At 58.2% G+C, this 25566-nt stretch carries 26 protein-coding genes; 14 read left to right on the forward strand and 12 right to left on the reverse strand.

Annotated features, from left to right (window positions below; genetic code table 11):
* Window positions 1–5 precede the first annotated feature (5 nt).
* The gene (locus IF204_RS13630) at window positions 6–665 is read right to left on the reverse strand and encodes a Tim44/TimA family putative adaptor protein (RefSeq protein ID WP_194097648.1); all 660 of its coding nucleotides are present in this window, start codon (window positions 663–665) and stop codon (window positions 6–8) included.
* A gap of 102 nt (window positions 666–767) precedes the next feature.
* Here IF204_RS13630 and IF204_RS13635 point away from each other — a divergent pair, with 102 nt between their 5' ends.
* Window positions 768–1250: an FxsA family protein gene (locus IF204_RS13635; RefSeq protein WP_194097649.1), complete on the forward strand. Its 483-nt coding sequence runs from the start codon at window positions 768–770 to the stop codon at window positions 1248–1250.
* 57 nt (window positions 1251–1307) lie between these two features.
* Complete coding sequence (gene secB / locus IF204_RS13640; protein WP_194097650.1) at window positions 1308–1805, forward strand: protein-export chaperone SecB; 498 nt, start codon at window positions 1308–1310, stop codon at window positions 1803–1805.
* Here secB and dnaQ read toward each other — a convergent pair.
* The 4 genes from dnaQ to IF204_RS13660 are packed head-to-tail and all read right to left on the reverse strand — an operon-like array spanning window position 1798 to window position 4538.
* Window positions 1798–2526, reverse strand: a complete 729-nt coding sequence (gene dnaQ / locus IF204_RS13645) for a DNA polymerase III subunit epsilon (RefSeq protein WP_194097651.1) — start codon at window positions 2524–2526, stop codon at window positions 1798–1800. The two genes, secB and dnaQ, sit on opposite strands and share 8 nt — an antisense overlap.
* Window positions 2519–3112 carry a dephospho-CoA kinase gene (coaE, locus tag IF204_RS13650; RefSeq protein ID WP_194097652.1) on the reverse strand — a complete coding sequence of 198 codons (594 nt, stop codon included), beginning with the start codon at window positions 3110–3112 and terminating at the stop codon, window positions 2519–2521. Before coaE ends, dnaQ begins: the two co-directional genes overlap by 8 nt.
* Window positions 3109–3942, reverse strand: coding sequence for a shikimate dehydrogenase (locus IF204_RS13655; protein WP_194097653.1), 834 nt, complete (start codon window positions 3940–3942; stop codon window positions 3109–3111). The genes coaE and IF204_RS13655 overlap by 4 nt, the downstream gene beginning before the upstream one ends.
* Window positions 3939–4538: a Maf family protein gene (locus IF204_RS13660; protein WP_194097654.1), complete on the reverse strand. Its 600-nt coding sequence runs from the start codon at window positions 4536–4538 to the stop codon at window positions 3939–3941. Before IF204_RS13660 ends, IF204_RS13655 begins: the two co-directional genes overlap by 4 nt.
* Window positions 4539–4936: 398 nt before the next feature.
* On the opposite strand from IF204_RS13660, the gene IF204_RS13665 reads away from it, so the two are divergent.
* The 7 genes from IF204_RS13665 to IF204_RS13695 all read left to right on the forward strand — a co-directional run bounded on the left by IF204_RS13665 (window position 4937) and on the right by IF204_RS13695 (window position 12286).
* Window positions 4937–5413 (forward strand): CopD family protein, encoded by a 477-nt coding sequence (locus tag IF204_RS13665; RefSeq protein ID WP_194097655.1) that lies wholly within the window; start codon window positions 4937–4939, stop codon window positions 5411–5413.
* 114 nt (window positions 5414–5527) lie between these two features.
* Complete coding sequence (gene rho, locus IF204_RS13670; protein WP_167636336.1) at window positions 5528–6799, forward strand: transcription termination factor Rho; 1272 nt, start codon at window positions 5528–5530, stop codon at window positions 6797–6799.
* 16 nt (window positions 6800–6815) lie between these two features.
* Entirely contained in the window at window positions 6816–8096 is a 1281-nt protein-coding gene (gene mnmE / locus IF204_RS13675) for a tRNA uridine-5-carboxymethylaminomethyl(34) synthesis GTPase MnmE (protein ID WP_194097656.1), read from the forward strand.
* A gap of 11 nt (window positions 8097–8107) precedes the next feature.
* Entirely contained in the window at window positions 8108–9970 is a 1863-nt protein-coding gene (mnmG, locus tag IF204_RS13680; RefSeq protein WP_194097657.1) for a tRNA uridine-5-carboxymethylaminomethyl(34) synthesis enzyme MnmG, read from the forward strand.
* Window positions 9967–10572 carry a 16S rRNA (guanine(527)-N(7))-methyltransferase RsmG gene (gene rsmG, locus IF204_RS13685; RefSeq protein WP_194097658.1) on the forward strand — a complete coding sequence of 202 codons (606 nt, stop codon included), beginning with the start codon at window positions 9967–9969 and terminating at the stop codon, window positions 10570–10572. The genes mnmG and rsmG overlap by 4 nt, the downstream gene beginning before the upstream one ends.
* The gene (locus tag IF204_RS13690; RefSeq protein WP_194097659.1) at window positions 10565–11362 is read left to right on the forward strand and encodes a ParA family protein; all 798 of its coding nucleotides are present in this window, start codon (window positions 10565–10567) and stop codon (window positions 11360–11362) included. The genes rsmG and IF204_RS13690 overlap by 8 nt, the downstream gene beginning before the upstream one ends.
* Before the next feature lie 15 nt (window positions 11363–11377).
* Entirely contained in the window at window positions 11378–12286 is a 909-nt protein-coding gene (locus tag IF204_RS13695) for a ParB/RepB/Spo0J family partition protein (RefSeq protein WP_194097660.1), read from the forward strand.
* Here IF204_RS13695 and hemW read toward each other — a convergent pair.
* From hemW to rph, 3 genes are read right to left on the reverse strand one after another with little or no spacing between them, the layout of a single operon-like run.
* The gene (gene hemW / locus IF204_RS13700) at window positions 12283–13440 is read right to left on the reverse strand and encodes a radical SAM family heme chaperone HemW (protein WP_194097661.1); all 1158 of its coding nucleotides are present in this window, start codon (window positions 13438–13440) and stop codon (window positions 12283–12285) included. The two genes, IF204_RS13695 and hemW, sit on opposite strands and share 4 nt — an antisense overlap.
* Window positions 13433–14044: an RdgB/HAM1 family non-canonical purine NTP pyrophosphatase gene (rdgB, locus tag IF204_RS13705; protein WP_194097662.1), complete on the reverse strand. Its 612-nt coding sequence runs from the start codon at window positions 14042–14044 to the stop codon at window positions 13433–13435. Before rdgB ends, hemW begins: the two co-directional genes overlap by 8 nt.
* Window positions 14041–14751 carry a ribonuclease PH gene (gene rph, locus IF204_RS13710; RefSeq protein WP_167636344.1) on the reverse strand — a complete coding sequence of 237 codons (711 nt, stop codon included), beginning with the start codon at window positions 14749–14751 and terminating at the stop codon, window positions 14041–14043. Before rph ends, rdgB begins: the two co-directional genes overlap by 4 nt.
* Before the next feature lie 112 nt (window positions 14752–14863).
* Here rph and hrcA point away from each other — a divergent pair, with 112 nt between their 5' ends.
* Window positions 14864–15922, forward strand: coding sequence for a heat-inducible transcriptional repressor HrcA (hrcA, locus tag IF204_RS13715; protein WP_194097663.1), 1059 nt, complete (start codon window positions 14864–14866; stop codon window positions 15920–15922).
* Window positions 15923–15933: 11 nt separating this feature from the next.
* Complete coding sequence (locus IF204_RS13720) at window positions 15934–16482, forward strand: nucleotide exchange factor GrpE (RefSeq protein ID WP_194097664.1); 549 nt, start codon at window positions 15934–15936, stop codon at window positions 16480–16482.
* Window positions 16483–16548: 66 nt separating this feature from the next.
* On the opposite strand, the gene mutS is transcribed toward IF204_RS13720, so the two are convergent.
* Entirely contained in the window at window positions 16549–19167 is a 2619-nt protein-coding gene (gene mutS / locus IF204_RS13725) for a DNA mismatch repair protein MutS (RefSeq protein WP_228069202.1), read from the reverse strand.
* A gap of 128 nt (window positions 19168–19295) precedes the next feature.
* Between mutS and IF204_RS13730 the strand changes: the two genes are divergently transcribed.
* Both IF204_RS13730 and IF204_RS13735 read left to right on the forward strand, forming a co-directional pair.
* Window positions 19296–21551, forward strand: a complete 2256-nt coding sequence (locus IF204_RS13730) for an NADP-dependent malic enzyme (RefSeq protein ID WP_194097665.1) — start codon at window positions 19296–19298, stop codon at window positions 21549–21551.
* A gap of 12 nt (window positions 21552–21563) precedes the next feature.
* On the forward strand, window positions 21564–22430 hold the full coding sequence (locus tag IF204_RS13735) for a ribokinase (RefSeq protein ID WP_194097666.1): 867 nt from the start codon (window positions 21564–21566) through the stop codon (window positions 22428–22430).
* Window positions 22431–22555: 125 nt separating this feature from the next.
* Here the strand turns inward: IF204_RS13735 and IF204_RS13740 are convergent, their stop codons facing one another.
* Together IF204_RS13740 and IF204_RS13745 are read right to left on the reverse strand one after the other, a co-directional pair.
* The gene (locus IF204_RS13740; protein ID WP_194097667.1) at window positions 22556–22849 is read right to left on the reverse strand and encodes an SCP2 sterol-binding domain-containing protein; all 294 of its coding nucleotides are present in this window, start codon (window positions 22847–22849) and stop codon (window positions 22556–22558) included.
* Between the two features lie 72 nt (window positions 22850–22921).
* Window positions 22922–24154 (reverse strand): argininosuccinate synthase, encoded by a 1233-nt coding sequence (locus tag IF204_RS13745; RefSeq protein WP_194097668.1) that lies wholly within the window; start codon window positions 24152–24154, stop codon window positions 22922–22924.
* A 129-nt stretch (window positions 24155–24283) separates the two neighbouring features.
* Between IF204_RS13745 and IF204_RS13750 the strand changes: the two genes are divergently transcribed.
* Window positions 24284–25090, forward strand: coding sequence for a YjgN family protein (locus tag IF204_RS13750; RefSeq protein ID WP_194097669.1), 807 nt, complete (start codon window positions 24284–24286; stop codon window positions 25088–25090).
* On the opposite strand, the gene IF204_RS13755 is transcribed toward IF204_RS13750, so the two are convergent.
* Window positions 25075–25515: an NUDIX hydrolase gene (locus tag IF204_RS13755; protein ID WP_194097670.1), complete on the reverse strand. Its 441-nt coding sequence runs from the start codon at window positions 25513–25515 to the stop codon at window positions 25075–25077. The two genes, IF204_RS13750 and IF204_RS13755, sit on opposite strands and share 16 nt — an antisense overlap.
* Window positions 25516–25566 lie beyond the last annotated feature (51 nt).

Raw genomic sequence — 25566 nt, forward strand, 5'->3', positions numbered from 1 at the left:
TTCTATTATTCGTCGGTCGCGACGAGCGTCCAGTTCGGATCGTTCTCGGTCATGCGGCGCGCAAAAGTCCAGATATCGCGCTGGCGCTTTGGAGTTTTATCTCCGCCCTCGACGATCTCACCCTCGGCGTTTCGCACGGTGTAGGTGAATTCACCAGTCATACGCATGGTGATCTCAGCCTCTTTGGTGGTCGGATCATACTCAGCGTGCTGGATGGCAACCTCGGAAACACCAAGGAATTCAGCGTCGATGGTCAGGCCCTGCGCGTTGCGTTCAGCAATCACGGACGAAAGAGCTTCGTCGACGTCAGCCGACAGGAAGGGACGCACGTCGGAAATGTCGCCTTTTTCGAACGCCATGAGGATCATCTCGTAAGCGCCGCGAGCGCCGCCAATGAAATCACCAACGGTGAATTCGGGATCCTGCTTTTTCATTTCAGCCAGAGCTTTGGCGGTCGGGCTGCTTTCGGGAACGTAGTCCACGATGTCGCGGTCCGGCCCACCTTCGATCACCTCGAAGTCGGCACGTTTCTGGACAGCGGCCTGATCGGCACGAACGGGCGGTTTTTCAAAGCCTTCACGAGTACCAAGAACACTCCGCAGCTTGATGATCAAAAAAATCGCAATGCCGGCAAGAACCAGCAGTTGGATAAGCGGAGAGTTCATTCCAAACCTCTTCGGGATAGTGGGGGCATTCCATTTCGTTGCCTCGCACTTATGTATGTCACAGGCCCGATCAAGTCTACCTTCGGGCAGAAAGGACCTATCATGTGGCTATTGTTGGCATTTATCGCGGTTCCGCTGATCGAAATCGCACTTTTCATCAACGTTGGCGGTCTTATCGGGCTGTGGCCGACGCTGCTCATCGTTCTGTTGACCGCGATCCTCGGTGCCAATCTTGTGAAGCGTGAGGGCGCAAAAGAATTGCTACGCCTCCGTCAGTCCTTCAACGATTTACGTGATCCGAGCGAAAACCTCGCCGGTGGCGCGATGATCCTGTTTTCGGGCGCACTGCTGCTGACGCCCGGTTTCTTCACCGATGCGGTCGGCTTTGCCCTGCTGATCCCCGCCGTCCGTACTTCCGTGTACAAATATTTGCGCGGCAAGGTGAAGGTTCAGAGCTTCACCTATGGCCAGACGATGCAGCGCGAACCGCGTGATCCGCAGCGCGGCGACACCATCGATGGCGATTTCGTAGAGGTAGATCCGGAAAAACGGCCCACCCATCCGTCCGGTTGGACGCGCCACTAGCCACCACCATGTCGGACTGATAAGCAGTCTCCGACTTGAATTTATGGGAGCCAACAAATGTCGGACAATCCGCAGCAGCCGCAACAGGCGCAAATCAAGAACCGCATCGTCGCTCAGTACATCCGCGACATGTCGTTCGAAAACATCCTCGCCCAGAAGGGCCTGAAGGGTGACCCGCAGCCCGAGATGTCCGTCAAGGTCGCTCTGGACGCTCGCAAGCGCGGTGAAAACCAGTACGAAGTCAGCACCAAGCTGACGGTCAACTCGTCGACCAAAGAGAACAAAGAGCCGCTGTTCATCCTCGAAGTTGACTACGCCGGTGTGTTCCACATCGAAGGCGTGCCGGAAGACCAGCTGCACCCCTACCTGATGATCGAATGCCCGCGTCTGACCTTCCCGTTCCTGCGCCGTGTTGTTTCCGACGTGACCCGTGACGGTGGTTTCCCGCCGGTGAACCTCGACCTGATCGACTTCGTGACGATCTACCGTCAGGAACTTGCCCGCCGCGTGGAAGCGCAGAAGGCAGAAGGCGCCGAAGCTCCGGTCGCTAACTAAGCTTTTTCCAGAGTGCGTCGTCGCCCAGTTTGTCGACAAAGGCAGCGTGGGCGGCGGCCTCTTCCTCGGTAATCCGCGAAGGAAGAGCATTCGGACGCGGCTTGGGCCGCCAGTCCTCGGTATCGCCGCCCGACGCGCTTCCAGCATTGCTGGACAGACCGAAGTCGGGCTGACGCCCCCCGATCAGTTCGAGATAGACCTCGGCCAGAATTTCGGAGTCGAGAAGCGCGCCGTGCAACGTACGCGACGAGTTGTCGATGCCGAACCGGCGGCACAACGCATCGAGCGATGCGGGAGAGCCGGGGAATTTCTTGCGCGCAATGGCCAGCGTATCGATGGCCTGATCCCACGGAATCTGCGGCAGGTTCAGCCAACCAAGCTCCGCGTTGAGGAAGCGCATATCGAACGCCGCATTGTGAATGACGAGCTTCGCGTTGCCGATGAAGTTCAGGAAATCCTGCGCGTGTTCGCGGAAAACCTTCTTGTCCTTCAGCAGCACCTGACCCGGTTGCAGCGGCTGCGGCGGCTCCAGAAGGTCGGGACCAATCCCGTGGACCTTGAACGCGTCCGCAGGCATTGACCGTTCTGGGTTGATGTAGACGTGATAGGTGCGCCCCGTCGGCATGTGGTTCTGGAGCTCGAGGCAACCGATTTCGACCAGACGATCGCCGCTGTCGGGATCAAAGCCTGTCGTTTCGGTATCGAGTACGATCTCACGCATGGGAACTCCGCTCTGTCAGTTCGGCGATCAGGTTTCGCACGTCTTGGCGGGTGCCGTCTAGGGTCAGGGTCTCGATCACGTGGTCGGCGCGTTCACGTTTTTCGGCATCGGGCATCTGCCGCGCGAGGATCTGGGCGAACTGGTCCTCGGTCATTGTTCCACGGGAAAGCACGCGGTCTTTCTGCACATCGGCAGGGGCGGTGACGACGAGGACGGAATCCAGCCAACTGTCGGCGCCCGTTTCGAACAGCAACGGAATGTCGAACACGACCAGCGGCGCGTTGGTGGTGGCAAGAAACTCCGCACGGTCGGCAGCGACAAGCGGGTGAACGATGGTTTCGAGCGTTTTCAGGACCATAGGGTCTTCGGAAATAAGCGATTTTAGTGCGTTACGGTCAACTGCACCGTCACGGATCGCGGATGGATAGGCATCACCGACGGGTCCGACAGCCGCGCCGCCGACGCGGTAGAGCTTGTGAACCGTCGCATCGGCGTCCCAGACGGGAACGCTTTCGTCGCGAAACATCTTGGCGGTCGTCGATTTGCCCATGCCGATCGAACCGGTGAGGCCGAGCTTCCACGTCATCCCAGAACCGCAGCGCGCAGATCGTCGTCGACTTCGGGGCGCTTCCCGAACCAGCGCTCGAAGCCAGGAACAGCTTGGTGCAGCAGCATTCCGAGGCCATCAACGGTCACGCAGCCCATTTGTTCTGCCTCGTACAGCAGCTTGGTACGGAGAGGGTTGTAGACAATATCCGTGACCAGCGTGCCAGACCGCAGTTGGTTCGTCGGCACTTTGAACTCGTTCGCGCCCTTCATCCCCAATGAAGTCGTATTGATCACCGTATCGCATTCGCCCATCGCAGCACCGGCGTGGACCCATTCGACCACGCGGATGCGGGCACCGAATTCATCACGCAGCGCGTCCGAATTGGTGCGGGTGCGGTTCGTCAGCAGAATTTCCGGCGTTCCGGCATCGAGCATCGCCGTCAGAATAGCCCGCGACGCCCCACCCGCACCGAGCACAAGGGCAGGGCCGGTTGTCGGGTCCCAGTCAGGTGCCTTCTGACGCAGGTTCGCCATGAAACCATAGCCGTCAGTATTGTCGGCCTGAATTTTGCCGTCAGCGCGGAAGATCAGCGTATTCGCGGCACCGATCAGCGAGGCGCGGTCGGACACCATATCCGCAATCTCTAGAGCGGAGACCTTATGAGGGATGGTGATGTTGCAGCCAACGAAACCCATCTCGGGCATGGTGCGCAGAACACGTTCCAGATTGTCAGGCTCGACGTGCATCGGAATGTAGTGGCCCTTGATCCCATAGCGCTTCAGCCAGTGTCCGTGCAGGATCGGCGAGCGGGAATGGGAAATCGGGCAGCCGATGACACCGGCTAGCGGAATGCGTTCTTCGCTCATGCGTCCAGTACTCCCCGCACGATCAGATAGTTCACCAGTTCGACCATCGGCAGCCCGAGGATCGTGAAGTAGTCGCCTTCGGTTCGGGCCATCAGGCGGATGCCTTCCTCCTCGATCTTGTAGGCACCGACCGTCCAACGAATGCTGTCCCAGTTCCGGTTGACATAATCATCGAGGTAAGCGTCGCTGAAATCCCGCATCGTCATGCGCACCACACCGACATGACGCCAGAGCGGTTCTGCGTCCTTATAGATGACAGCAGCCGAAAGCAGACGGTGCGTTTTGCCGCGCATGGCTTTCAGCTGCGCGCGCGCCTCTTCGGGGCTCTCGGGCTTGGACAGGACCTGACCATCGAAATCCAGCACCTGATCGCAGCCGATCACCAGTTTGCCGGAGTTCTTCTGGGACACCTTGCGGGCCTTTGCCTCTGCCAGCGCATCAGCGATGTCGCGCGGGTGTGCCTCTTCCGCCTGAAGAGACATCTTTATCATTTCTTCATCGACCCGTGGCAGAACGGACTCGAACGGAATGTTGGCGTTACGCAGGAGCGTCTGACGGATTTCCGATCCGGAGGCGAGGATGATCTGGTCAGTCATTGTGGATAATTTCGGGGGTAACCCTGTGATTTCGAAGCGATAACTCGTGGACGTCTTAGGCGTTGACAGCTTTCCACGCAAACACCCTCTGAGTCGACCACGATTCCATCACAGGTTTCACAGATGGGGATGGGATAAAGCGGCCCTGTGGGTATGTGGATGGGAATCGACAAAAGACTCCACAGCCAAAAAGAGTCAACGCGACTCACCGAGTCAAGTCTGCCTTAAAAATAAGGCCGATAGTGATTCCCACAAGAATCTGCATGACTGTGAGTCATTGTGGAAATGTAGATAAGTTGGTGGAGAAGTCCCGATAAGCCAGTTATCCACACTACCAACAAACAACTACAATCTTTCTTTCTTTATTTATTATTTAAGAGGGAAAGCGTGAGGACCGCATGCTCGACACTTTTTACGACTTTCTTGGCTGGGCTTATCCTTGGACCAAGTCGATCCATATCATGGCAGTGATTTCGTGGATGGCAGGGATATTCTATCTCCCGCGTCTCTTCGTGTACCACGTCGAAGGGCCGAGAAGAGAAGGCGTACCCGAGGGCAGCGATATGGACATCCTGTTTCAGAAGCAGGAACGCTTGCTCCTGAAAGCGATTATGAACCCCGCTATGATCGCAACGTGGATCTTTGGGCTCCTGATGGTCCTGACGCCCGGAGTCGTCGACTGGAGCTTCGTATGGCCGTGGACGAAGGCTATCGCGGTCATTGGCATGACATGGTTTCACATGTGGCTGGGAAAGCGCCGTAAGGACTTTATGAAGGGCGAGAACACCCTGACCGGTCGGAACTACCGGATGATGAACGAGCTGCCGACGCTTCTCATGATCGTGATCGTTATCTCGGTCGTCGTTAAATTCTGAATTTGACTCGCGCCGCAGGGCAGGGCTAATAGAGGTGCCTCCCCGTCCGGGGAAGGAATCTGTCTGAATATTGCTAAAACGAACGCGGGCCGGATGGCCCCTAAAGGGTATGCCATGTCGCAAGACCGTTTGAACCTTGCCGATCTCAAAGCCAAGAGCCCGAAAGACCTCCTTTCGATGGCTGAAGAGCTGGAGATCGAGAACGCCTCGACCATGCGCAAGGGCGACATGATGTTTGCCATTCTGCGCGAACTTGCCGACGACGATTGGGTCATTGGCGGTGACGGCGTGCTTGAGGTTCTTCAGGACGGCTTCGGCTTCCTGCGTTCGCCCGAAGCAAACTATCTGCCGGGTCCGGATGACATCTACGTTTCCCCCGACATGATCCGTCAGCACTCGCTGCGCACCGGTGACACCGTCGAGGGTGTCATCAAAGAGCCCAACGACAATGAACGTTATTTCGCGCTGACCAGCGTCGAGAAGATCAACTTCGAAGATCCGGAGCGTGCACGTCACAAAATCGCGTTCGACAACCTGACGCCGCTCTATCCCGACCAGCGCCTGAACATGGAAATCGAGGATCCGACGATCAAGGACCGTTCGGCCCGTATCATCGACCTCGTTGCCCCGATCGGTAAAGGTCAGCGTTCGCTGATCGTGGCGCCGCCGCGTACGGGTAAGACGGTTCTGCTTCAGAACATCGCGCACTCGATCGAAAAGAACCATCCGGAGTGCTACCTGATCGTTCTGCTGATCGACGAACGCCCCGAAGAAGTCACCGACATGCAGCGCTCGGTCCGTGGTGAAGTCGTCTCGTCGACCTTCGACGAACCGGCGACCCGGCACGTGCAAGTATCTGAAATGGTTATCGAAAAAGCGAAACGACTGGTCGAACACAAGCGCGACGTCGTCATTCTGCTCGACTCGATCACCCGCCTTGGCCGTGCTTACAACACGACCGTCCCGTCCTCGGGTAAGGTTCTGACCGGTGGTGTCGACGCCAACGCGCTGCAACGTCCGAAGCGCTTCTTCGGTGCTGCCCGTAACATCGAAGAGGGCGGCTCGCTCACCATCATCGCGACCGCGCTGATCGACACCGGCTCGCGCATGGACGAAGTCATCTTCGAAGAATTCAAAGGTACGGGTAACTCGGAAATCGTGCTTGACCGTAAGGTTGCTGACAAGCGCGTCTTCCCGGCTATCGATATTCTCAAGTCGGGCACCCGTAAAGAAGACCTGCTGGTCTCGCCGAAGGACCTTCAGAAGACCTATGTGCTTCGCCGCATCCTCAACCCGATGGGTACCACCGATGCTATCGAATTCCTCATGGGCAAGCTGAAGCAGACCAAGACCAACGGCGAATTCTTCGACTCAATGAACACCTGATCCGCGGAGGGCGGACATGGATACCATTTACGCCCTGGCCACCGCGTCAGGCAAAGCCGGCGTTGCGGTTGTTCGCGTCTCGGGCCCGTTGGCCTTTGAGGCAGGACGCCGCATGTCTGGCGATCTGCCCAAAAGCCGTGGCGTCCGCCGGATTGTAGACGGGCAGGGCGATCTGATCGACGAAGCGCTGGTGCTGGTGTTTGAGCCAGGCAAGAGCTTCACCGGTGAGGCTGTTGTCGAGTTCCAGCTGCACGGTTCACCCGCGATTGTGGCGACGGTTTTGCGTGAGCTGTCCGAAATCGAAGGTCTGCGTCATGCCGAAGCTGGCGAGTTTACCCGCCGCGCGTTGGAGAACGGGAACCTCGACCTCGCACAGGTCGAGGGCCTCGCCGACCTCATTGAGGCTGAAACAGAAGCTCAGCGAAAACAATCACTTCGCGTCTTTCAGGGTGCTTTGGGGACCAAGGTTGAAAGCTGGCGCGATCGGTTGGTACGCGCTGCTGCTTTGGTCGAAGCCACCATCGATTTTGTGGATGAAGACGTGCCCGTCGACGTAATGCCCGAAGTTCGGGAATTGCTGACGTCCGTTCGCGATGAGATGCAAATCGAGGCCGATGGCGTCCGCGTGGCAGAGCGCATCCGCGACGGCTTTGAGGTTGCCATCGTTGGCGCGCCCAACGTCGGTAAGTCGACTCTGCTCAATCGTCTCGCTGGTCGTCAGGCTGCCATTACGTCCGACATCGCAGGTACGACTCGTGATGTTATCGAGGTTCGAATGGACCTTGGTGGCCTACCGGTCACCATCCTCGATACTGCCGGTTTGCGCGAAACCGACGATGTGGTCGAAAGCCTTGGTATCGGGATCGCCAAACAGCGTGCCGCGGCCGCAGATCTAGTGATCTACATGGTTCTCGATCCGTCTGAGGTCGAACATGACTTCGGCAATGACAGCCTTGTGGTGATCGCCAAAGATGATGATCAGAAGGCTGATGGCTTGGGGATTTCGGGTAAAACCGGCGCTGGCGTTGATCGCCTGGTGAGCGTGATTGAAGAACGCTTGCGCTTTAAAACAGCGCGGATCGGCGTTGCAATGCGTGAACGCCATCGTATTGCGTTGCTGAAGGGGTGTGACGCGCTGGACCTCGCGATGGGTTTAGTGGACTCGCAGACCGAGTTGGCCGATCTTATCGCGGAAGAGATTCGTACAGCGGCGAGGGCGACGGAATCGCTTGTTGGACGTGTTGATGTCGAGGATTTGCTGGACGTGATCTTCTCCAGCTTCTGCATCGGCAAATAGGAGTGTTTCACGTGAAACAAATGGACTTTGATGTTGTCGTCATTGGCGGTGGCCATGCAGGTACCGAAGCGGCCCATGCCTCCGCCCGTATGGGGGCAAAGACCGCTCTGGTCTCGCTGACGTTCGATTCGCTCGGTGTTATGTCGTGCAATCCGGCAATCGGTGGCCTTGGGAAAGGCCATTTGGTGCGCGAAGTCGATGCCTTGGATGGCGTCATGGGGCGCGCTGCTGATGCTGCGGGCATCCAATTCCGCTTGCTGAACCGCAAGAAGGGCCCGGCGGTGCAGGGGCCTCGCGCGCAGGCTGACCGAGCGCTTTACAAACAAGCTATCCAGAAATTCACTGTCGACCAGCGCAACCTGACCGTCGTTGAAGGTGAAGTCACAGACCTCCTTATGTCGGGCGACCGCGTTTCGGGCGTCGAGCTCGCTGACGGATCGCAGATCAATTGCCGCAATGTTGTGCTGACTACAGGCACTTTTTTGCGTGGCGTCATTCATATTGGCGACGTGTCAAAACCCGGAGGCCGGATGGGCGACAGGCCTTCGATTAAGCTCGCCGAGCGCCTCGATAGCTTCGAATTGCCGCTGGGCCGACTGAAAACGGGTACTCCGCCTCGCCTCGATGGCCGGACGATCAAATGGGATCTTCTGGGCAACCAGCCTGGAGACGACGAGCCGGTCCTGTTCTCATTCATGTCCAAGGCGGTTATCGCGCCTCAAATCGCCTGTGGTATTACGCATACGAATGAGCGCACGCACGACATCATTCGCGAAAATCTGTCGCGATCCGCGATGTATGGCGGACATATCGACGGGGTAGGGCCGCGTTATTGCCCATCGATCGAAGATAAAGTGGTGCGTTTCGCTGACAAAACGTCCCACCAAGTTTTCCTTGAGCCCGAAGGCGTTAACGATTCCACCGTGTATCCCAACGGCATTTCGACTTCGCTTCCTGTGGAGGTTCAGGAGGATTACGTTCGCTCGATCTATGGCCTTGAGGATGTGAAGATCCTCCAGCCGGGATACGCGATTGAGTACGATTACGTTGATCCTCGTTCACTTAAGCCGACGTTGGAGCTGCGCGACGTGCAGGGCCTGTATCTCGCAGGCCAAATCAACGGTACGACCGGCTATGAGGAGGCAGCTGCCCAAGGTCTGGTAGCTGGCTTGAACGCCGCGAGGGGCGATGCGGACGCGATTACGTTCTCGCGCACAACCAGCTATATCGGAGTGATGATTGACGACCTTATCACGCGCGGCGTTTCGGAACCGTACCGGATGTTCACATCGCGCGCTGAATTTCGTTTGTCTCTCCGCGCTGACAATGCCGATCAGCGTCTAACCGAATTCGGCCGCAATTCCGGATGCGTCGGCGATGAGCGCTGGTCTGCATTTTCAAAAAAGATGGATGATATTCGCGAGGCCAAGGTGGAGCTGCAGCAGGTCAGCTTGACCGCGTCCCAAATTGCGAATTCTGGGGTGAACCTTAGCCCAAGCGGGCAAACTCGGTCTGCTCTTGATGCTCTGTCGTTAGCAGAGTTTGAAGACGAGCAACTTGTTAGCTTGGTGCCGAGCGCGACCGCTTTCGAAAAGCCTATTCGCGAACAGATCAAGCGGGATGCTTTGTATGCGCATTACATCTCTCGCCAGGAGAAAGATATCGAGAGCCTTCAACGCGACGAGCAACTCATAATTCCAGGCGCATTTAGCTATTCAGGTATTTCGGGGCTTTCGAACGAACTGCGGTTGAAGCTTGAAAAGGCGCGGCCGTCTACAATCGGACAGGCGGGGCGCATCGAGGGAATGACACCGGCCGCTTTGGTGCTGCTAATTTCCCAGATACGAAAGCAATCGAAAGCAAAATCGGCATGATCACCGGTCTTGATGTTTCACGTGAAACAGAGGACCGCCTTCGAGCATTCTCTGATCTCGTTCTCAAGTGGACGACAAAGATCAATTTGATCGCGAAGGGCACTCAGGATGACATTTGGGATCGACATATCATCGATTCCGCCCAGGTCTGGTTGAATGCGCCTGCAGAGTTCTCCAATTGGGTCGATATCGGTTCTGGCGGAGGTTTTCCAGCCATCGTTCTTGCTACAATCGCCAGAGAACAGATGCCAGGCGCTCGGTTTACCCTCATCGAAAGCGATCAACGGAAAGCAACTTTCCTCCGCACGGCAATCTGGGAACTGAACCTCAATGCAAAGGTTATCGCCAAGCGGATCGAAGAGGCCGACCCACAGAATGCTGATGTCGTTAGCGCCCGTGCGCTTGCGTCCCTCGATCTGCTGCTGGGATTTGCTGACCAGCACCTGAGGAAAGGCGGTGTCGCACTTTTCCAGAAGGGGAAAGGTGTCAACGACGAAATTGATGCCGCAAAGCAGAATTGGTCCTTTGCCTATGAACTCCACGACAGTATCACCGACGCTGAGGCCAAATTGGTAGCAGTGAGGGAAATCGCCCGTGTCTGACCTGAGCAGAACGACAGCTCCGAAAATCATCGCAATCGCAAACCAGAAGGGCGGAGTTGGCAAGACAACGACGTCGATAAACCTCGCGGCTGGCTTGGCTGAGTTGGGTTGTCGCGTGCTCTTGGTCGACCTCGACCCGCAAGGCAACGCATCGACCGGGATCGGCATCGAGCCTGATCAGCGCGAAGTAACTACATACGACATTCTTGCTGGCGATGCGAACCTCTACGATGCCGTGCAGGAGACGCGTATCGCCAATCTTTTGGCGATTCCTGCAAATACGGACCTAAGCTCGGCCGATATTGAACTTATTTCCAACGAAAAGCGCAGCTTTCTTCTCTACGATGCGCTTCGTCAGCCCTCTGTCGACGCATTCGCGTTAGATTACATCATCATCGACTGTCCACCGTCGTTGAACCTCCTGACTATCAACGCAATGGTCGCCGCAGACTCCGTGATTGTTCCGCTCCAGAGCGAATTCTATGCGCTTGAGGGTCTATCCCAGCTGATGTTGACTATTCGCGAGGTCCGCCAGACAGCCAATCCTGATCTTCGGATAGAAGGTGTAGTTCTGACGATGTTTGACCGCCGCAACAATCTGTCGACGCAGGTAGAGCAGGACGCTCGCGAAAACCTCAAGGATCTCGTGTTCAAGACGATGATCCCGAGAAATGTGCGTTTGAGCGAAGCTCCGTCTTACGCGATGTCGATTATGGAGTATGATCCCAATTCGCGAGGTGCGAACGCGTACCGAGAATTGGCAGCCGAACTCATTCAGCGCCAAGCATAAGAGCAGGAGGCCGATATGGCAGACAAACCGAACCGTAATCGTGGGTTGGGCCGTGGCCTCTCGGCTTTGATGGCTGATGTGAATGCACCCATAGAACGCACGCCGGCTGCCGCTGACAGCGCACCGCGCCGCCCGGACATGATGGTCGCGATTGAACGTGTCGAGCCTAATCCGGACCAGCCGCGCCGCTCTTTTGCGGATGAAGCGCTACAGGAGCTTGCGTCTTCCGTAAAAGAGAAGGGCGTCATTCAGCCTTTGATCGTCCGGACGTCGCCGCGTGACGCTTCGAAGTACGAGATTGTTGCCGGTGAACGTCGCTGGCGTGCATCGCAGATCGCGCAACTGCATGAGTTGCCAGTCATCGTCCGCGAATTCTCTGACACCGAAGTTCTCGAGGTTGCGATCATCGAGAATATTCAGCGTGCTGATCTCAATGCGATTGATGAGGCGGCAGGCTATAAGCAACTCATGGACCGCTTCGGCCATACGCAAGAGCAGCTGAGCCAGGCACTAGGGAAGAGCCGTTCGCACATTGCGAATTTGCTCCGTCTGCTCAATCTTCCCCGTGATGTTCAGACTTATGTGATCGAGGGCCAGCTATCCGCTGGGCACGCGCGTACGTTGGTTGGCAACGAGCAGGCTGCGGAAATCGCGCAAAAAATTATTCAACAGGGACTTTCGGTGCGCGATGCTGAAAAGCTGACTAAAGCTGATCCGGCGAAGCAAAAAGCGACCCAAAACAACCGCGTTCGTGCTGCCGCAAAAGACCCTGATACGGCCCAAATCGAGCAGGAACTTTCGTCTCAGATCGGGATGAAGGTGTCTATCGATCACGACGCAAATGGCGAAGGTGGCCGCATCAGTATCCGCTACGAGTCACTTGACCAGTTGGATGACGTGATGCGGATCCTGTCGTCGTCTTAATCGACCAGCAACTCGCGCAGCACTGCGTTGAGCAGGGGCCGGCCTTCAGGTGTCAATCTGAGCCGGCCTTTTTCGTGGGTCAGGAAGCCCATGTCTTCGAGCCGCGCGACATTCGGCTGCAAGGCGTCGCCGCCAAAATTAGAAAGCCTGTTGAGGTCAACGCCGTCCGTTACGCGAAGGCCCATAAGCAAAAACTCATGCAATTGATCGTCCAAACTCAGCGTATCAGAGACGTTTTCACCATTTCCGCGCTGCTCTACCGCTTCGAGCCAAGCGTTCGGCATACGATAGGTTTCAGTTGCATACTTCCGACCGCCAAGGGTCAGGCGTCCGTGAGCACCAGGGCCTATCCCCGCGTAGTCACCGTAGCGCCAATAGATCAGGTTATGCTGGCTCTCAGAGCCTTCAGGCGCGTGATTAGACACTTCGTAAGCGGGGAAGCCCATCTGCGCAGCGACTTCCTGTGTGACATCGTACATGTCAGCAGCGGAGTCCTCGTCGGGGAGGCCGCGAAGTTTTCCGATGGCATACCGATCACCGAAGGCTGTGCCTTGCTCGATCGTCAGTTGGTACATTGAAATGTGGTCGACCGCCAAAGAAAGAGCCTGTTTCAGCTCGTTCCGCCATTCTTGTGTTGTCTGGTTCTGCCGCGCGTAGATGAGGTCGAAGCTCACACGATCAAACACACCGCGCGCAATATCAAACGCTGCGAGGGCTTCTTCGACACTATGCAGACGCCCAAGAGCGCGCAAATCCAGATTGTTTAGTGACTGAATTCCCATCGAGACGCGGTTCACACCAGCGTCGCGGTAGCCGCGGAAGCGTCCAGCTTCGACAGAGGTCGGATTGGCCTCCAGCGTGACCTCTGCGCTGTTGGTCATTGGCCAAGTTCTACGGATCTTCGTCATGATCGCGTCAACAAGTTCCGGATCCATCAGGCTGGGCGTCCCTCCACCGAAGAAGACGGACTTCAATAAGCGGCCTTGGGTCAGCGCACCGACGCGGTCAATTTCGGAGAGGTAGGCGCGAGCCCATCGATCCTGGTCGATAGAGCTCGCCACGTGACTGTTGAAGTCACAGTAGGGGCATTTCGACTGGCAGAAGGGCCAGTGAATGTAGAGGCCGAAGCCCCCGTGTTGCCAATCTTCAAGCAAAGCAGCCCTGCACGAACTTGGCGAACGCGTCCGCGCGGTGGCTGATCTTGTTCTTTTCCCAACGATCCATCTCACCGAAGGTCACGTCGTAGCCCTCGGGCTGGAAGATTGGATCATAGCCGTGACCCTGATCGCCACGCATCGGCCAGACGATCTGTCCATTCATAACGCCAGCAAAGACTTCGTCGTGACCATCAGGCCATGCAAGTACGAGGGTGCAGCAGAAACGCGCAGTGCGCGGGAAGGGGGCGTTTGCCTCCTCCAGCTTGTTCCACGTCTTTTCCATCGCCATGACGAAGTCGCGACCGTTGGGCGTTTCGGCCCAGTCGGCAGTGTAGACGCCAGGGGCGCCGTTCAGGCCGTCGATTTCGATGCCGGAATCATCGGCGAGTGCGGGCAAACCAGTCTCTTTTGCAGCGTAATGTGCTTTGATACGCGCATTGCCGACAAACGTGTTTTCGGACTCGTCAGGCTCTTCGAGGCCGTGATCGGCGGCTGATGTCACCTTGATCCCGAACGGCGCGAGCATTTCGCTGATCTCTTCGAGCTTGCCCTTGTTGTGGGTCGCTAAGACGAGCTCTTTTCCCTCGAAACGGCGTGTCATGCGGTCGCGGCCTTTTGTGCGGCGACCAGTTCAGCGATGCCTTTGTCCGCGAGGTCGAGCAGCTGGGTCATCTGATCGCGCGAGAAGGTGGCACCTTCGGCGCTCATCTGGACTTCGATCAGGCGGTTGCCGGTCATGACGAAGTTGCCGTCGACGCCTGCTTCGGAGTCTTCAGGATAATCGAGATCGAGAACCGGCTGGCCTGCGTAGATACCGCAGGAGACAGCGGCGACGGGCTCGGGCAGCGGATCGCTGGTGACGAGGCCGGCTTTCATCAGCTTGTTAACGGCCAGCTTCAGCGCGACCCAACCACCGGTGATCGAGGCGCAGCGGGTGCCGCCGTCGGCCTGAAGAACGTCACAGTCGATGGTAATCTGGCGCTCGCCAAGGGCCACGCGGTCAACACCAGCGCGCAGCGAGCGGCCGATCAGGCGCTGGATTTCAACGGTACGGCCGCCTTGCTTGCCGCTGGCAGCTTCACGGCGCATACGCGAACCGGTCGAACGGGGCAGCATACCGTATTCGGCAGTGACCCAACCGAGGCCGGAATTTTTGATGAACGGAGGCACGCGATCTTCGATCGTAGCGGTGCACATAACGTGGGTATCGCCAACCTTGATGAGGCAGGAACCCTCGGCATGTTTGGTGACGCCGACCTCGATCGAGACGGGGCGCATTTCATTTACCTGACGACCGGAAGGGCGCATATTCAATCTCCTTGCTGTACCGCTAGCGGGATACGCGGGTTGATACTGAAAACCAACCCCGATTGACGTTCCACATAGGTGCCCTTTATTTGAATGGAAGGGTTAGGAAACGATGACACGATCGCCTCTGTTAGAAGATATGAACGACCGCTCGCGCGAGGTATTCCGCCGCGTTGTCGAAGGCTATCTGGAAACCGGCTCGCCGATAGGATCGCGGTCTCTCACCCATAGCATGTCCGAAAAGGTCAGCGCGGCCACGATCCGCAACGTGATGCAGGACCTCGAATATATGGGGCTGTTGGGCAGTCCGCATACCTCTGCCGGGCGCATTCCGACGCAGAACGGGTTGCGGATGTTCGTTGACGGATTGCTCGAGGTGAACCTGTCGGGCGAGGATCGTCAGAAGATCGATCAGACGATGGGCACCAATTCCGGCGATTTAAACGGTCTGCTGGACCGTGTTGGCTCAGCGCTATCCGGCGTGACGCATGGTGCGTCGCTGGTGCTGACGCCGAAGCATGAAGCACCGATCAAACACATCGAATTCGTCTCTATTGCAGCCGAAAAGGCGCTGGTCGTTCTTGTGTTTGCAGACGGCAATGTCGAGAACCGCCTGTTTACACCGCCCGCCGGTCAAACGCCGAGCTCGCTGCGTGAGGCTGCGAACTTCATCAATGCGATTGCAGAGGGGAAAACGCTGTCGCAGCTCGCCTCCGCCGTGACCGCAGAGATCAAGAAGCGCCGTCAGGAGATCGACACGCTTGCCGCTCAGATGGTCGAGAGCGGTATCGCGGTCTGGGAAGATCGCGGCGAATCCACCGAGCGACTCATCGTGCGTGGGCGAGGCAACCTGCTGGGCGAATCCGGCACTCCGGATGACCTTGAACGCATCCGAACGCTGTTCGACGACCTTGAGCGCAAGCAGGACATCGCCGAATTCCTCGAACTCGCCGAAGATGGCGAGGGTGTGCGCATTTTTATTGGCTCCGAAAACAAGCTTTTTTCACTTTCGGGTTCCTCTTTGGTGGTTTCTCCCTATATGAACGCCGACCGTAAGATTATTGGCGCCGTAGGCGTCATCGGACCGACGCGGCTCAACTATGGCCGGATCGTTCCGATCGTGGATTACACAGCGCAGCTGGTCGGGCGTATGATTTCCGGCCAGAATTGAGGGAAACGAGAATGAGCGAAGAACCGAAAAGCCTCGATGAACTGGCAGCAGAAGGCGACGAATTCGAGCAGGAAGCCAATGAAGCGAATGCCGAAACGATCGCTGCCCTGACCGCAGAGCGTGACGAATTCAAGGACCGCTTTATGCGTGCCGTTGCGGATGCCGAGAACGCCCGCAAGCGTGGTGAACGTGACCGCCGTGAAGCAGAACAGTACGGCGGCTCCAAGCTCGCCCGCGATCTGCTGCCGGTCTACGACAACATGCAGCGCGCGATCGAAGCGATTTCTGAAGACCAGCGTGAGGCGCAGGCTGCGCTGATCGAAGGTATCGAACTGACCATGCGTGCTCTGATCAACGTGTTCGAAAAGCACGGCATCAGCCGCATCGCGCCGGAAGTCGGTGAACGTTTCGACCCGCAGCAGCACGAAGCGATGTTCGAAGCTCCAGTTCCGGGTACAAAGGCAGGCGAGATCATTCAGGTTTCGGGCCACGGCTTCTTCCTGCACGACCGCCTACTGCGTCCGGCACAGGTTGGCGTGTCGTCGATGCCTGCTTCCTGAGGTCGCTCGGGGGCGCTGCCCCCGAACCCCCGAGGTATTTTTATCAGAATGAAGAGGGCTGGTGCGTTATTGCGCCAGCTCTTTCAGTTCGTAGAGCAGGGCAAGCGCTTCACGCGGGCTCAGGTCGTCGGGGAAGATGTCCTTGAGTTTGGCATCGACCTTTGACGGTTCGATCTTGGTTTGCGGAGTGGGCGGCGCGGCGACAGCGGCAAAGAGTGGCAGGTCGTCGATAATCGCCTTCTGTTTACTGCCGCCCTCGCGGTCGCCTTTTTCCAACGCTTCAAGGACGACCTTCGCGCGTTCGACCACGGCAGGCGGCAGCCCTGCAAGGCGGGCGACTTGCACACCGTAGCTGCGGTCGGCGGTGCCTTTGCGAACTTCGTGCAGGAAGATAACGTCGCCTTCCCATTCGCGGACGGCCACGGTGGCATTGGCGACGCCGTCGAGCTTGTCCGCGAGCTGGCACATTTCGTGATAATGCGTTGCGAAAAGCGCGCGGCAGCGGTTCACGTCGTGCAGGTGCTCGAGAGTGGCCCACGCGATTGAGAGGCCGTCATAGGTGGCTGTCCCGCGACCGATTTCATCGAGGATCACCAGAGCGCGGTCGTCGGCTTGATTCAAGATCGCGGCGGTTTCCACCATTTCGACCATGAACGTCGAGCGGCCACGGGCAAGGTCGTCGGAGGCGCCGACGCGGCTGAAGATCTGGCTGACGAGGCCGATGTGGGCGGACTGGGCTGGAACCCAAGCGCCCATCTGAGCGAGGACAGCGATTAGCGCGTTCTGACGAAGGAAGGTCGACTTACCGGCCATGTTCGGACCAGTGAGTAGCCAAATGTTTGTGTCGGTCAGCTCACAATCGTTGGCAACGAACGCTTCGCCGTCCTTTTTTAGCGCCTGTTCCACGACGGGGTGACGGCCGCCTTTGAGCTCGAATGCGCGTGAGCTGTCGATCACGGGGCGGACCCAGTTTTCAGCGCGGGCAAGGTCGGCGAGGCCGCAGCAAACGTCGAGCTCGGCTAGTGCGCGGGCCATGGCAGAGAGACGACCGGCTTGGCCGATGATTTCGTTTCTTAGGCTGGAAAAAAGCCGCTTTTCGATCTCCAGCGCACGCCCACCGGCATTCAGGATACGGGTTTCGATGTCGCTAAGCTCGACGGTCGTGAAACGCACCTGATTGGCGGTCGTCTGACGGTGGATGAAGGTCTCGTTCAGAGGCGGAGCCATCATCTTTTCCGCGTGGGTGGCGGGGGTTTCGATGAAGTAGCCGAGGACGTTGTTGTGCTTGATCTTCAGTGAATTGACGCCGGAGAGCTCAGCGTACTGCTGCTGCATCCGAGCGATCACGCCACGGCCTTCGTCGCGGAGCTCGCGCGCTTCGTCGAGCTCGGCATCATAACCGGGTGCGATGAAGCCGCCGTCGCGGGCGAGCATAGGCGGTTCGGCGACAAGCGCTTGGTCCAGAAGGTCCAGCAACTCGTCATGGCCGGTCAGATCTGCTGCGGATTGGGCGAGCAGCGCGGGCATGTCGTCGTTCAGGTAGGCCGCAACCTGCTCGGCTTGGGTCAGGGTATTGCGAACCGCTGCGATATCGCGCGGACCACCGCGATCCAGTGCGAGGCGGGACAGGGCGCGGTCGACGTCGTGAACACTGCGGAAACAATCGCGAAGGGTGCCGCGTAGTTTGCTGTCTTCGGTCAGGAAGGTGATAGCGTCCTGCCGCACCATGATCGTTTCGAGGTGGCGGGAGGGCGACGACAGCCGGCGTTCCAACAAACGCGCACCTGCAGCCGTGAGCGTCCGGTCGATTGTTGCCAGCAGTGATCCAGCGCGACCGCCAGTGGTGCCGTGCGTCAGCTCCAGCGAGCGACGCGTGGCGGCGTCGATCTGCATATTGGCGGCTTCGCCTTCGACAACCGGTGTGCGGAGCAGGGGCAGATTGCCCTTCTGCGTAATCTCCAGATATTCAACGATTGCGGCCATCGCGGAAATCTGGGCGCGGGTGAAGGTGCCGAACGCATCCAGTGAGGCGACATCATAGAGACTACACAGGCGCTTTTCGCCCAATGTGCTGTCAAATGCACTCCGCCCGAGGTCGGTGACAGAGGCGCCAGCTTCGCGAACGACCTTCTCCATCGCCGATCCATCGGCGAGCAGAACTTCGCGCGGGGTCAGGCGGGCCAGTTCGGGGGACAGACGGTTGGTGCCGCAGGTCATCACGTTGAAGGCGCCGGTCGAGATATCGACCCAAGCCAGCGCACTCTCGTCGCGGACCTCGGCAAATGCAGCAAGGAAGTTGTGACGGCGGGCGTCAAGCAGCGAGTCCTCGGTCAGCGTGCCGGGTGTGACCAGACGCACGACGTCGCGCTTGACCACGGCCTTGTAGCCGCGCTTCTTCGCTTCTGCAGGATCTTCGAGCTGTTCGCAGACACCAACACGGAAACCCTTACGGATCAGAGTGAGCAGATACCCTTCGGCGGCGTGAACGGGGACGCCGCACATGGGGATGTCCTGGTCGTTCAGTTTGCCGCGTTTTGTCAGCGCGATATCGAGCGCCTCTGACGCCGCAACCGCATCGTCAAAGAACATCTCGTAGAAATCGCCCATGCGATAGAACAACAGCGCGCCGGGGTGGGCTTCCTTGATTTCGAGGTATTGCGCCATCATTGGCGTCACGTTGCTCATATCTGTTCCTCTGCTCGTGCGGAAACTTACCTAAAGCGCCAATGTTAGCGACGAAAGTAGAAAACAACGCCGTTGCGGCTGAGGGTCAAGGGGCTGTAATCCTGATGGGCGCTAACGGAGGAACAAATATGACCAAGGCACGTGTCACGCGAGAAGATGCGCTGACGTTTCACATGGAACCGGCCCCGGGCAAGTGGGAGGTCTCGGCCACCGTGCCTATGATGACGCAGCGCGATCTGTCGCTTGCGTATTCCCCCGGTGTTGCGATCCCGTGCGAAGAAATCCACGCCGATCCTGAAACCGCCTACGACTACACGAACAAGGGCAATCTTGTTGCGGTGATTTCGAACGGTACGGCTGTTCTCGGCCTTGGTAACCTTGGCGCGCTGGCTTCGAAGCCGGTGATGGAGGGCAAATCGGTGCTCTTCAAGCGGTTCGCCGATGTGAACTCCATCGACCTTGAGCTCGACACCGAAGATCCGGACGAATTCTGCCGTGCCGTGCGCCTGATGGGACCGTCGTTCGGTGGTATTAACCTCGAGGACATCAAAGCGCCCGAGTGTTTCATCATCGAGCAGCGCCTCAAGGAAGAAATGGACATTCCCGTCTTCCACGACGACCAGCACGGCACCGCCGTGATCTGCGCTGCCGGTCTGATCAACGCGCTGCATCTGTCGAGCAAGAAGATCGAAGACTGCAAAATCGTCCTCAACGGCGCTGGCGCTGCCGGTATCGCGTGCCTCGAACTGGTTAAGGCCATGGGTGCGAAGCAGGATAACTGCATCATGTGCGATACCAAGGGCGTGATCTATCAGGGCCGTACCGAAGGTATGAACCAGTGGAAGTCTGCCCACGCCGCTGTCACCGATGCCCGCAGCCTCGCTGATGCGATGAAGGATGCTGACGTGTTCCTCGGCGTTTCGGCCAAAGGTGCCGTGACGCAGGAGATGGTTGCCACGATGGCGCCGAACCCCGTTATCTTCGCAATGGCGAACCCCGATCCGGAGATCACTCCGGAAGAAGCGCATCAGGTCCGCGAAGACGCCATCGTCGCTACCGGTCGTTCGGACTACCCGAACCAGGTGAACAACGTGCTCGGTTTCCCGTACCTTTTCCGCGGTGCGCTCGACATCCATGCCCGTGCGATCAATGACGAGATGAAGATCGCTTGTGCGAATGCTCTGGCCGAACTCGCCCGCGAGGACGTACCGGATGAAGTGGCGCTGGCCTATGGTCGCAAGCTGTCATTTGGCCGTGACTACATTATCCCGACCCCGTTCGACCCGCGTCTGATCCACCGCATTCCGCCCGCCGTGGCGCGTGCTGGTATGGACACCGGCGTTGCGCGTCGTCCGATCGTGGATATGGAAGGATACGAGCTGTCGCTGAAGTCCCGTATGGACCCGACCGCGAACATCCTGCGCAACATCAACGCCCGCGCCCGTGCGGCCCAAGCAACCATCGTGTTCGCGGAGGGCGACGATCCCCGCGTGCTGCGCGCTGCGGTACAGTACCAGCGCAACGGCCTTGGCAAAGCGCTCGTCATTGGCCGCGAGAAGGAAGTCGAGGACCTGCTCATCGCCGAAGGGATGGCCGACGCTGTTTCGGAAATCGAAGTGGTCAACGCGCGTAACACCGAGCATCTAAATACCTACAAAGACTTCCTCTACAAGCGGCTCCAGCGCAAAGGCTACGACCGTCAGGACATCCACCGCCTCGCGGCGCGTGATCGTCACGTCTTCGGAGCGCTGATGGTGGCGCATGGTCACGGCGACTGTCTGGTCACTGGCGCGACGCGCAAATCGGCCCACGTTCTTGAATTGATCAACCACGTGTTCGATGCGCAGCCGAAAACCGGCGCGGTCGGCATCTCTGCAGTGCTGAACAAGGGCCGCATCGTCCTGATCGCGGATACGCTTGTTCACGAATGGCCGGACGAGTTGGACCTTGCGGACATCGCAGAGCGCGGCGCTGAAGTTGCGCGTGACCTCGGCCTCGAGCCGCGCGTCGCTTTTGTTTCGTTCTCGACCTTCGGCTATCCTGTGTCTGAACGCGCGGAGAAGATGCACATTGCGCCGAAAATCCTCGACGCGCGGGGTGTGGATTTCGAATACGAAGGCGAAATGACCGTAGACGTCGCGCTGAACCCCAAATCGGCAGAGCATTACCCGTTCAGCCGTCTCACAGGGCCCGCCAATGTGCTTGTCGTTCCGGCCCGTCACTCGGCCTCGATCTCGGTAAAGCTCATGCAGGAGATGGCTGGCGCAACCGTGATCGGTCCGATTTTGTCTGGTGTGGACAAGCCGATTCAGATCTGTTCGACGGTATCGACTGTCAACGACATCCTGAACATGGCAGTAATGGCGGCCTGCAAGGTCAAATAAACGGAGCGAACTATGGCGGTATGGAATCTCGGGTCGATCAATAGCGACATCGTTTACTTTGTGCCGCACATCGTTGCTCCAGGTGAAACCCTGCCGTCCACGGGGCGGCAGGTGTTCCTTGGAGGGAAGGGCGCGAACATGTCCGTCGCCATCGCCCGCGCGGGCGGTACCGCTCGCCATATCGGCGCGGTGGGGCATGGCGCCGGCTGGACCGTTGAACGTCTGACCGAATACGGCGTCGACACCCGTGCGATCCGTCGCATCGAGGCTGATCCGGCAGAGGCAGTGATTGCCGTGGCTGCTGATGGTGAAAACTCGATCATCCTGCACCAAGGCGCGAACGTTGAAATCCCGATGGACCTCGTGGCGAACGCTCTTTCCGAGGCTCAGGTCGGTGACTGGGTCGTGACGCAGAACGAAACCAACGCGCAGGTGGAAGCGCTGGAGCTTGGCAAGCGCATGGGCCTCAAGATCGCCTACGCCGCTGCGCCGTTTAGCGCGGATGCCGTGGCAAAGGTTCTGCCGCTGCTCGACTTCCTCATCCTGAATGAGATCGAGATGCAGCAGCTCCGCGATGCGCTGGGCAAGGAACCCGAAGAGCTTGGCGTTCAGTCTGTTATCGTGACGATGGGCGGGAAGGGTGCGTTGCTGGTCGAGGATGGCAAGCGGACCCAGTTCGACGCGCTGCCTGTCACGCCGGTCGATACGACGGGGGCCGGTGACACGTTCACCGGTTACGTCCTCGCCGGACTGGATCGTGGAATGCCGATCGGTCAGGCGATCGGTCAGGCCACGCGCGCGGCGGCGTTGATGGTGACGCGGAAGGGTACCGCTGACGTGATTCCCGATCTGGCCGAAGTTCAGGAAATGCGGCTCTAAACCAGCGGAATACGCAAAAAGATTATGTTAAAAGCCCGCGCGAGCGGGCTTTGTTTTGTCCAGTTGCAGGTGTGGTTGGTCGTCAGCTGATTCAGAATTACCAGAAATCCTCTAACCCATTGATTTCATAGAGACTGCGAAATCAGCTGACCAAGCTTCATCGCCACTGCGGGATTGCCCGACACCTTCAGTTTGCCCATCATGACGCCGGTCATGGGGTTGAGCTTGCCGTGAAGCAATTTCGACAGATTATCCGTAGAAATGCGAATAGTGCAGTCGGCTGGAGCGTCAGCGGTCGCAACGCCCTCCGGCCCAAGCACGATGCAACCATCATCGCCGCAGTCGAACTTCAGCGTATCGCTGAGCGACGCGCGCTCGGTGCCTTTGCGAATGATCGCAACGTTGTCTTCAAAAGTCATGGGCCGCCCCCTGATTGCCGTTAACGTCAACGGCTAGGGGACGGCCCATTTTCAATCAATCGAAACGCTGCGTCAGCCTTTGTCGGCAACGCGGCGGTTACGGGTCGCGATCAGTTTGAGGCGCAGCGCGTTCAGGCGGATGAAGCCAGCGGCGTCCTTCTGATCGTAAGCACCGGCGTCTTCTTCGAAGGTGACGTGCTTTTCGGAATAGAGCGAGTAGTCCGACCAACGGCCAACGGTAGTTGCCGAACCCTTGTAGAGCTTCAGACGAACGGTGCCCGTGACGTTTTCCTGCGACTTGTCGATCAGGGCTTGCAGCATCTCACGCTCGGGCGAGAACCAGAAGCCGTTGTAGATCAGCTCTGCGTAACGCGGCATGATGCTGTCCTTGAGGTGGCCAGCGCCTGCGTCGAGGGTGATCTGTTCGATACCGCGGTGAGCTTCGAGCAGAACGGTACCGCCCGGAGTTTCGTAGATGCCGCGCGACTTCATACCGACGAAGCGGTTTTCAACGAAGTCGAGGCGACCGATGCCGTGCTTGCCGCCAAGCTCGTTGAGCTTGGTCAGGATGGTCGCGGGGGACATGGCTTCGCCGTTGATGGCAACCGCGTCACCCTTTTCGAAAGTCACTTCGATGAATTCGGGCTCGTTCGGTGCTTCTTCCGGCGAAACGGTGCGCTGGTAGACATATTCAGGTGCTTCTGCAGCCGGATCTTCCAGTGCTTTACCTTCCGACGAGGTGTGCAGCAGGTTGGCGTCGACCGAGAACGGTGCCTCGCCGCGCTTGTCCTTGGCGATCGGAATCTGGTGTGCTTCGGCGAATTCGATTAGTTTGGTGCGCGAGGTCAGATCCCACTCACGCCACGGCGCGATGACCTGAATTTCAGGGTTCAGCGCGTAGGCGGACAGTTCGAAACGAACCTGGTCGTTGCCTTTGCCGGTTGCGCCGTGAGCCACAGCGTCCGCACCGGTTTCTTTCGCGATCTCGACAAGGCGCTTGGAGATCAGCGGGCGGGCGATCGAGGTGCCCAGAAGGTAGAGACCTTCGTAAAGCGTGTTGGCGCGGAACATCGGGAAGACGAAGTCACGCACGAACTCTTCGCGGACGTCTTCGATGTAGATGTTTTCGGACTTGATACCGAGCAGTTCTGCCTTGGCACGGGCCGGTTCCAGCTCTTCACCCTGACCGAGGTCGGCGGTGAAGGTCACGACTTCGCAGCCGTACTCCGTCTGCAGCCACTTCAGGATGATCGAGGTATCAAGACCGCCAGAATAGGCGAGGACGACTTTCTTGGGCGCGGACATCGGCAGGCCTCCAAATTCACGTATCGCCAGCGCGATATAGGTTTTTGCGACCGCAAGCAAGGGAACGCCATTGACCGAACGGAAAGAGATTGCGATCTAAACTCTGTATTTCATTCAAAGGGTCAAATTATGGGCTGGGACATCGTCAAACACTCGCTTCGCATGGTCGTTATGAACCTCGGAGCCGCGCTGCGCGTCACCCTCGCGCCGATCGTGATTGGGTTGCTCCTCGTCTATCTGATTGGCCTGGCGCTCGGCGTCGATTTCGGTGCGCTGTTTACTGATCCCGCCGTTCTGGACACGCTTTCAGGTGACGCATCTGCTGTTGATCCGGCCAGCGGTCTTTCGGATCCGCAGTTGCAATCGGTTGCGATGCTCGTTCCCATTTCCATCATTCTTTACCTCTTGATGGCAAGCTGGATGGCCGTGTCGTGGCACCGCTACATCCTTGTCGAGGACAAGCTCGGCATCGTGCCCTCGTTCAACTTTGGCACTGTGACCGCCTATGCAGGAAAATCCCTTCTGATCGGCTTGATCATCATGCTGGCGATCGGACTGTTGAGCGTGGTGCTTTTCCCGCTGCTCGGGTTCACGTTTGGTTTGTTCCTCTACGCATTCATCTTCGGTATCGGTGTCAGCTACCTCGTGTTCCGGCTTTCGATCTGCCTTCCGGCCCGCGCCATCGGGGAAAAGATGGGTATCCGCGAAAGCTGGAGCAAAACGGCAGAACTGTCGGGCGCGATTTTCCAAGCGGCGCTTTTCATCGCGTTGATCAATACCGTCATCGAGGCGGTGCGCACAGCGATTGGTGTTTATATGCCCATCGTCGCAGAGGGTCTGTCGATGCTCGGCACGTGGATCATGACGCTTGTTGGCATCAGCATCCTGACCACGCTTTACGGCATGATCGTCGAAGGGCGTCAGTTGCCGAAGTAATTGGCAACAAACCAGTTATCGCCCTCGTTGGTCAGCAGAACAAGCGCTTCGTTGAGCGTTGCCCAGACCGCCGTGTGACCCTTTTCCAGCGGTGGACCGAGCCGCTGGATCGGGCGCGCGGTATAGATGTGGCAGACCTTCTCGGCCCAGTAGCCGTAGTCGGGCAGGTAGCAGTAGCGTTTGTAGACACCCAGCTTGCGCGGCGCGCCCATTGTGTAGCCGGTTTCCTCATAGACCTCGCGGTGAAGGGCAGGGACTGGATGCTCGCCGGGATCGATCCCGCCGCCAGGCAGCTGGAATTCGGGCTCCGGCGCTTCCTGAAACGTCAGCAGAAAACGTCTATCCCGCTCAAGGATCACATACGCGCCGGGGCGCCTGCGGTAGCGTTGATCGGCCCTCACGGCCTCGCCAAATCGTCTGATCACCACGTACCCCCTTGGACCCGCGCTTGATGTGCCTATATGGAAGCGGTATGC

The sequence above is a fragment of the Marivivens aquimaris genome, assembly GCF_015220045.1.
In the GTDB taxonomy this organism is placed as follows: domain Bacteria; phylum Pseudomonadota; class Alphaproteobacteria; order Rhodobacterales; family Rhodobacteraceae; genus Marivivens; species Marivivens aquimaris.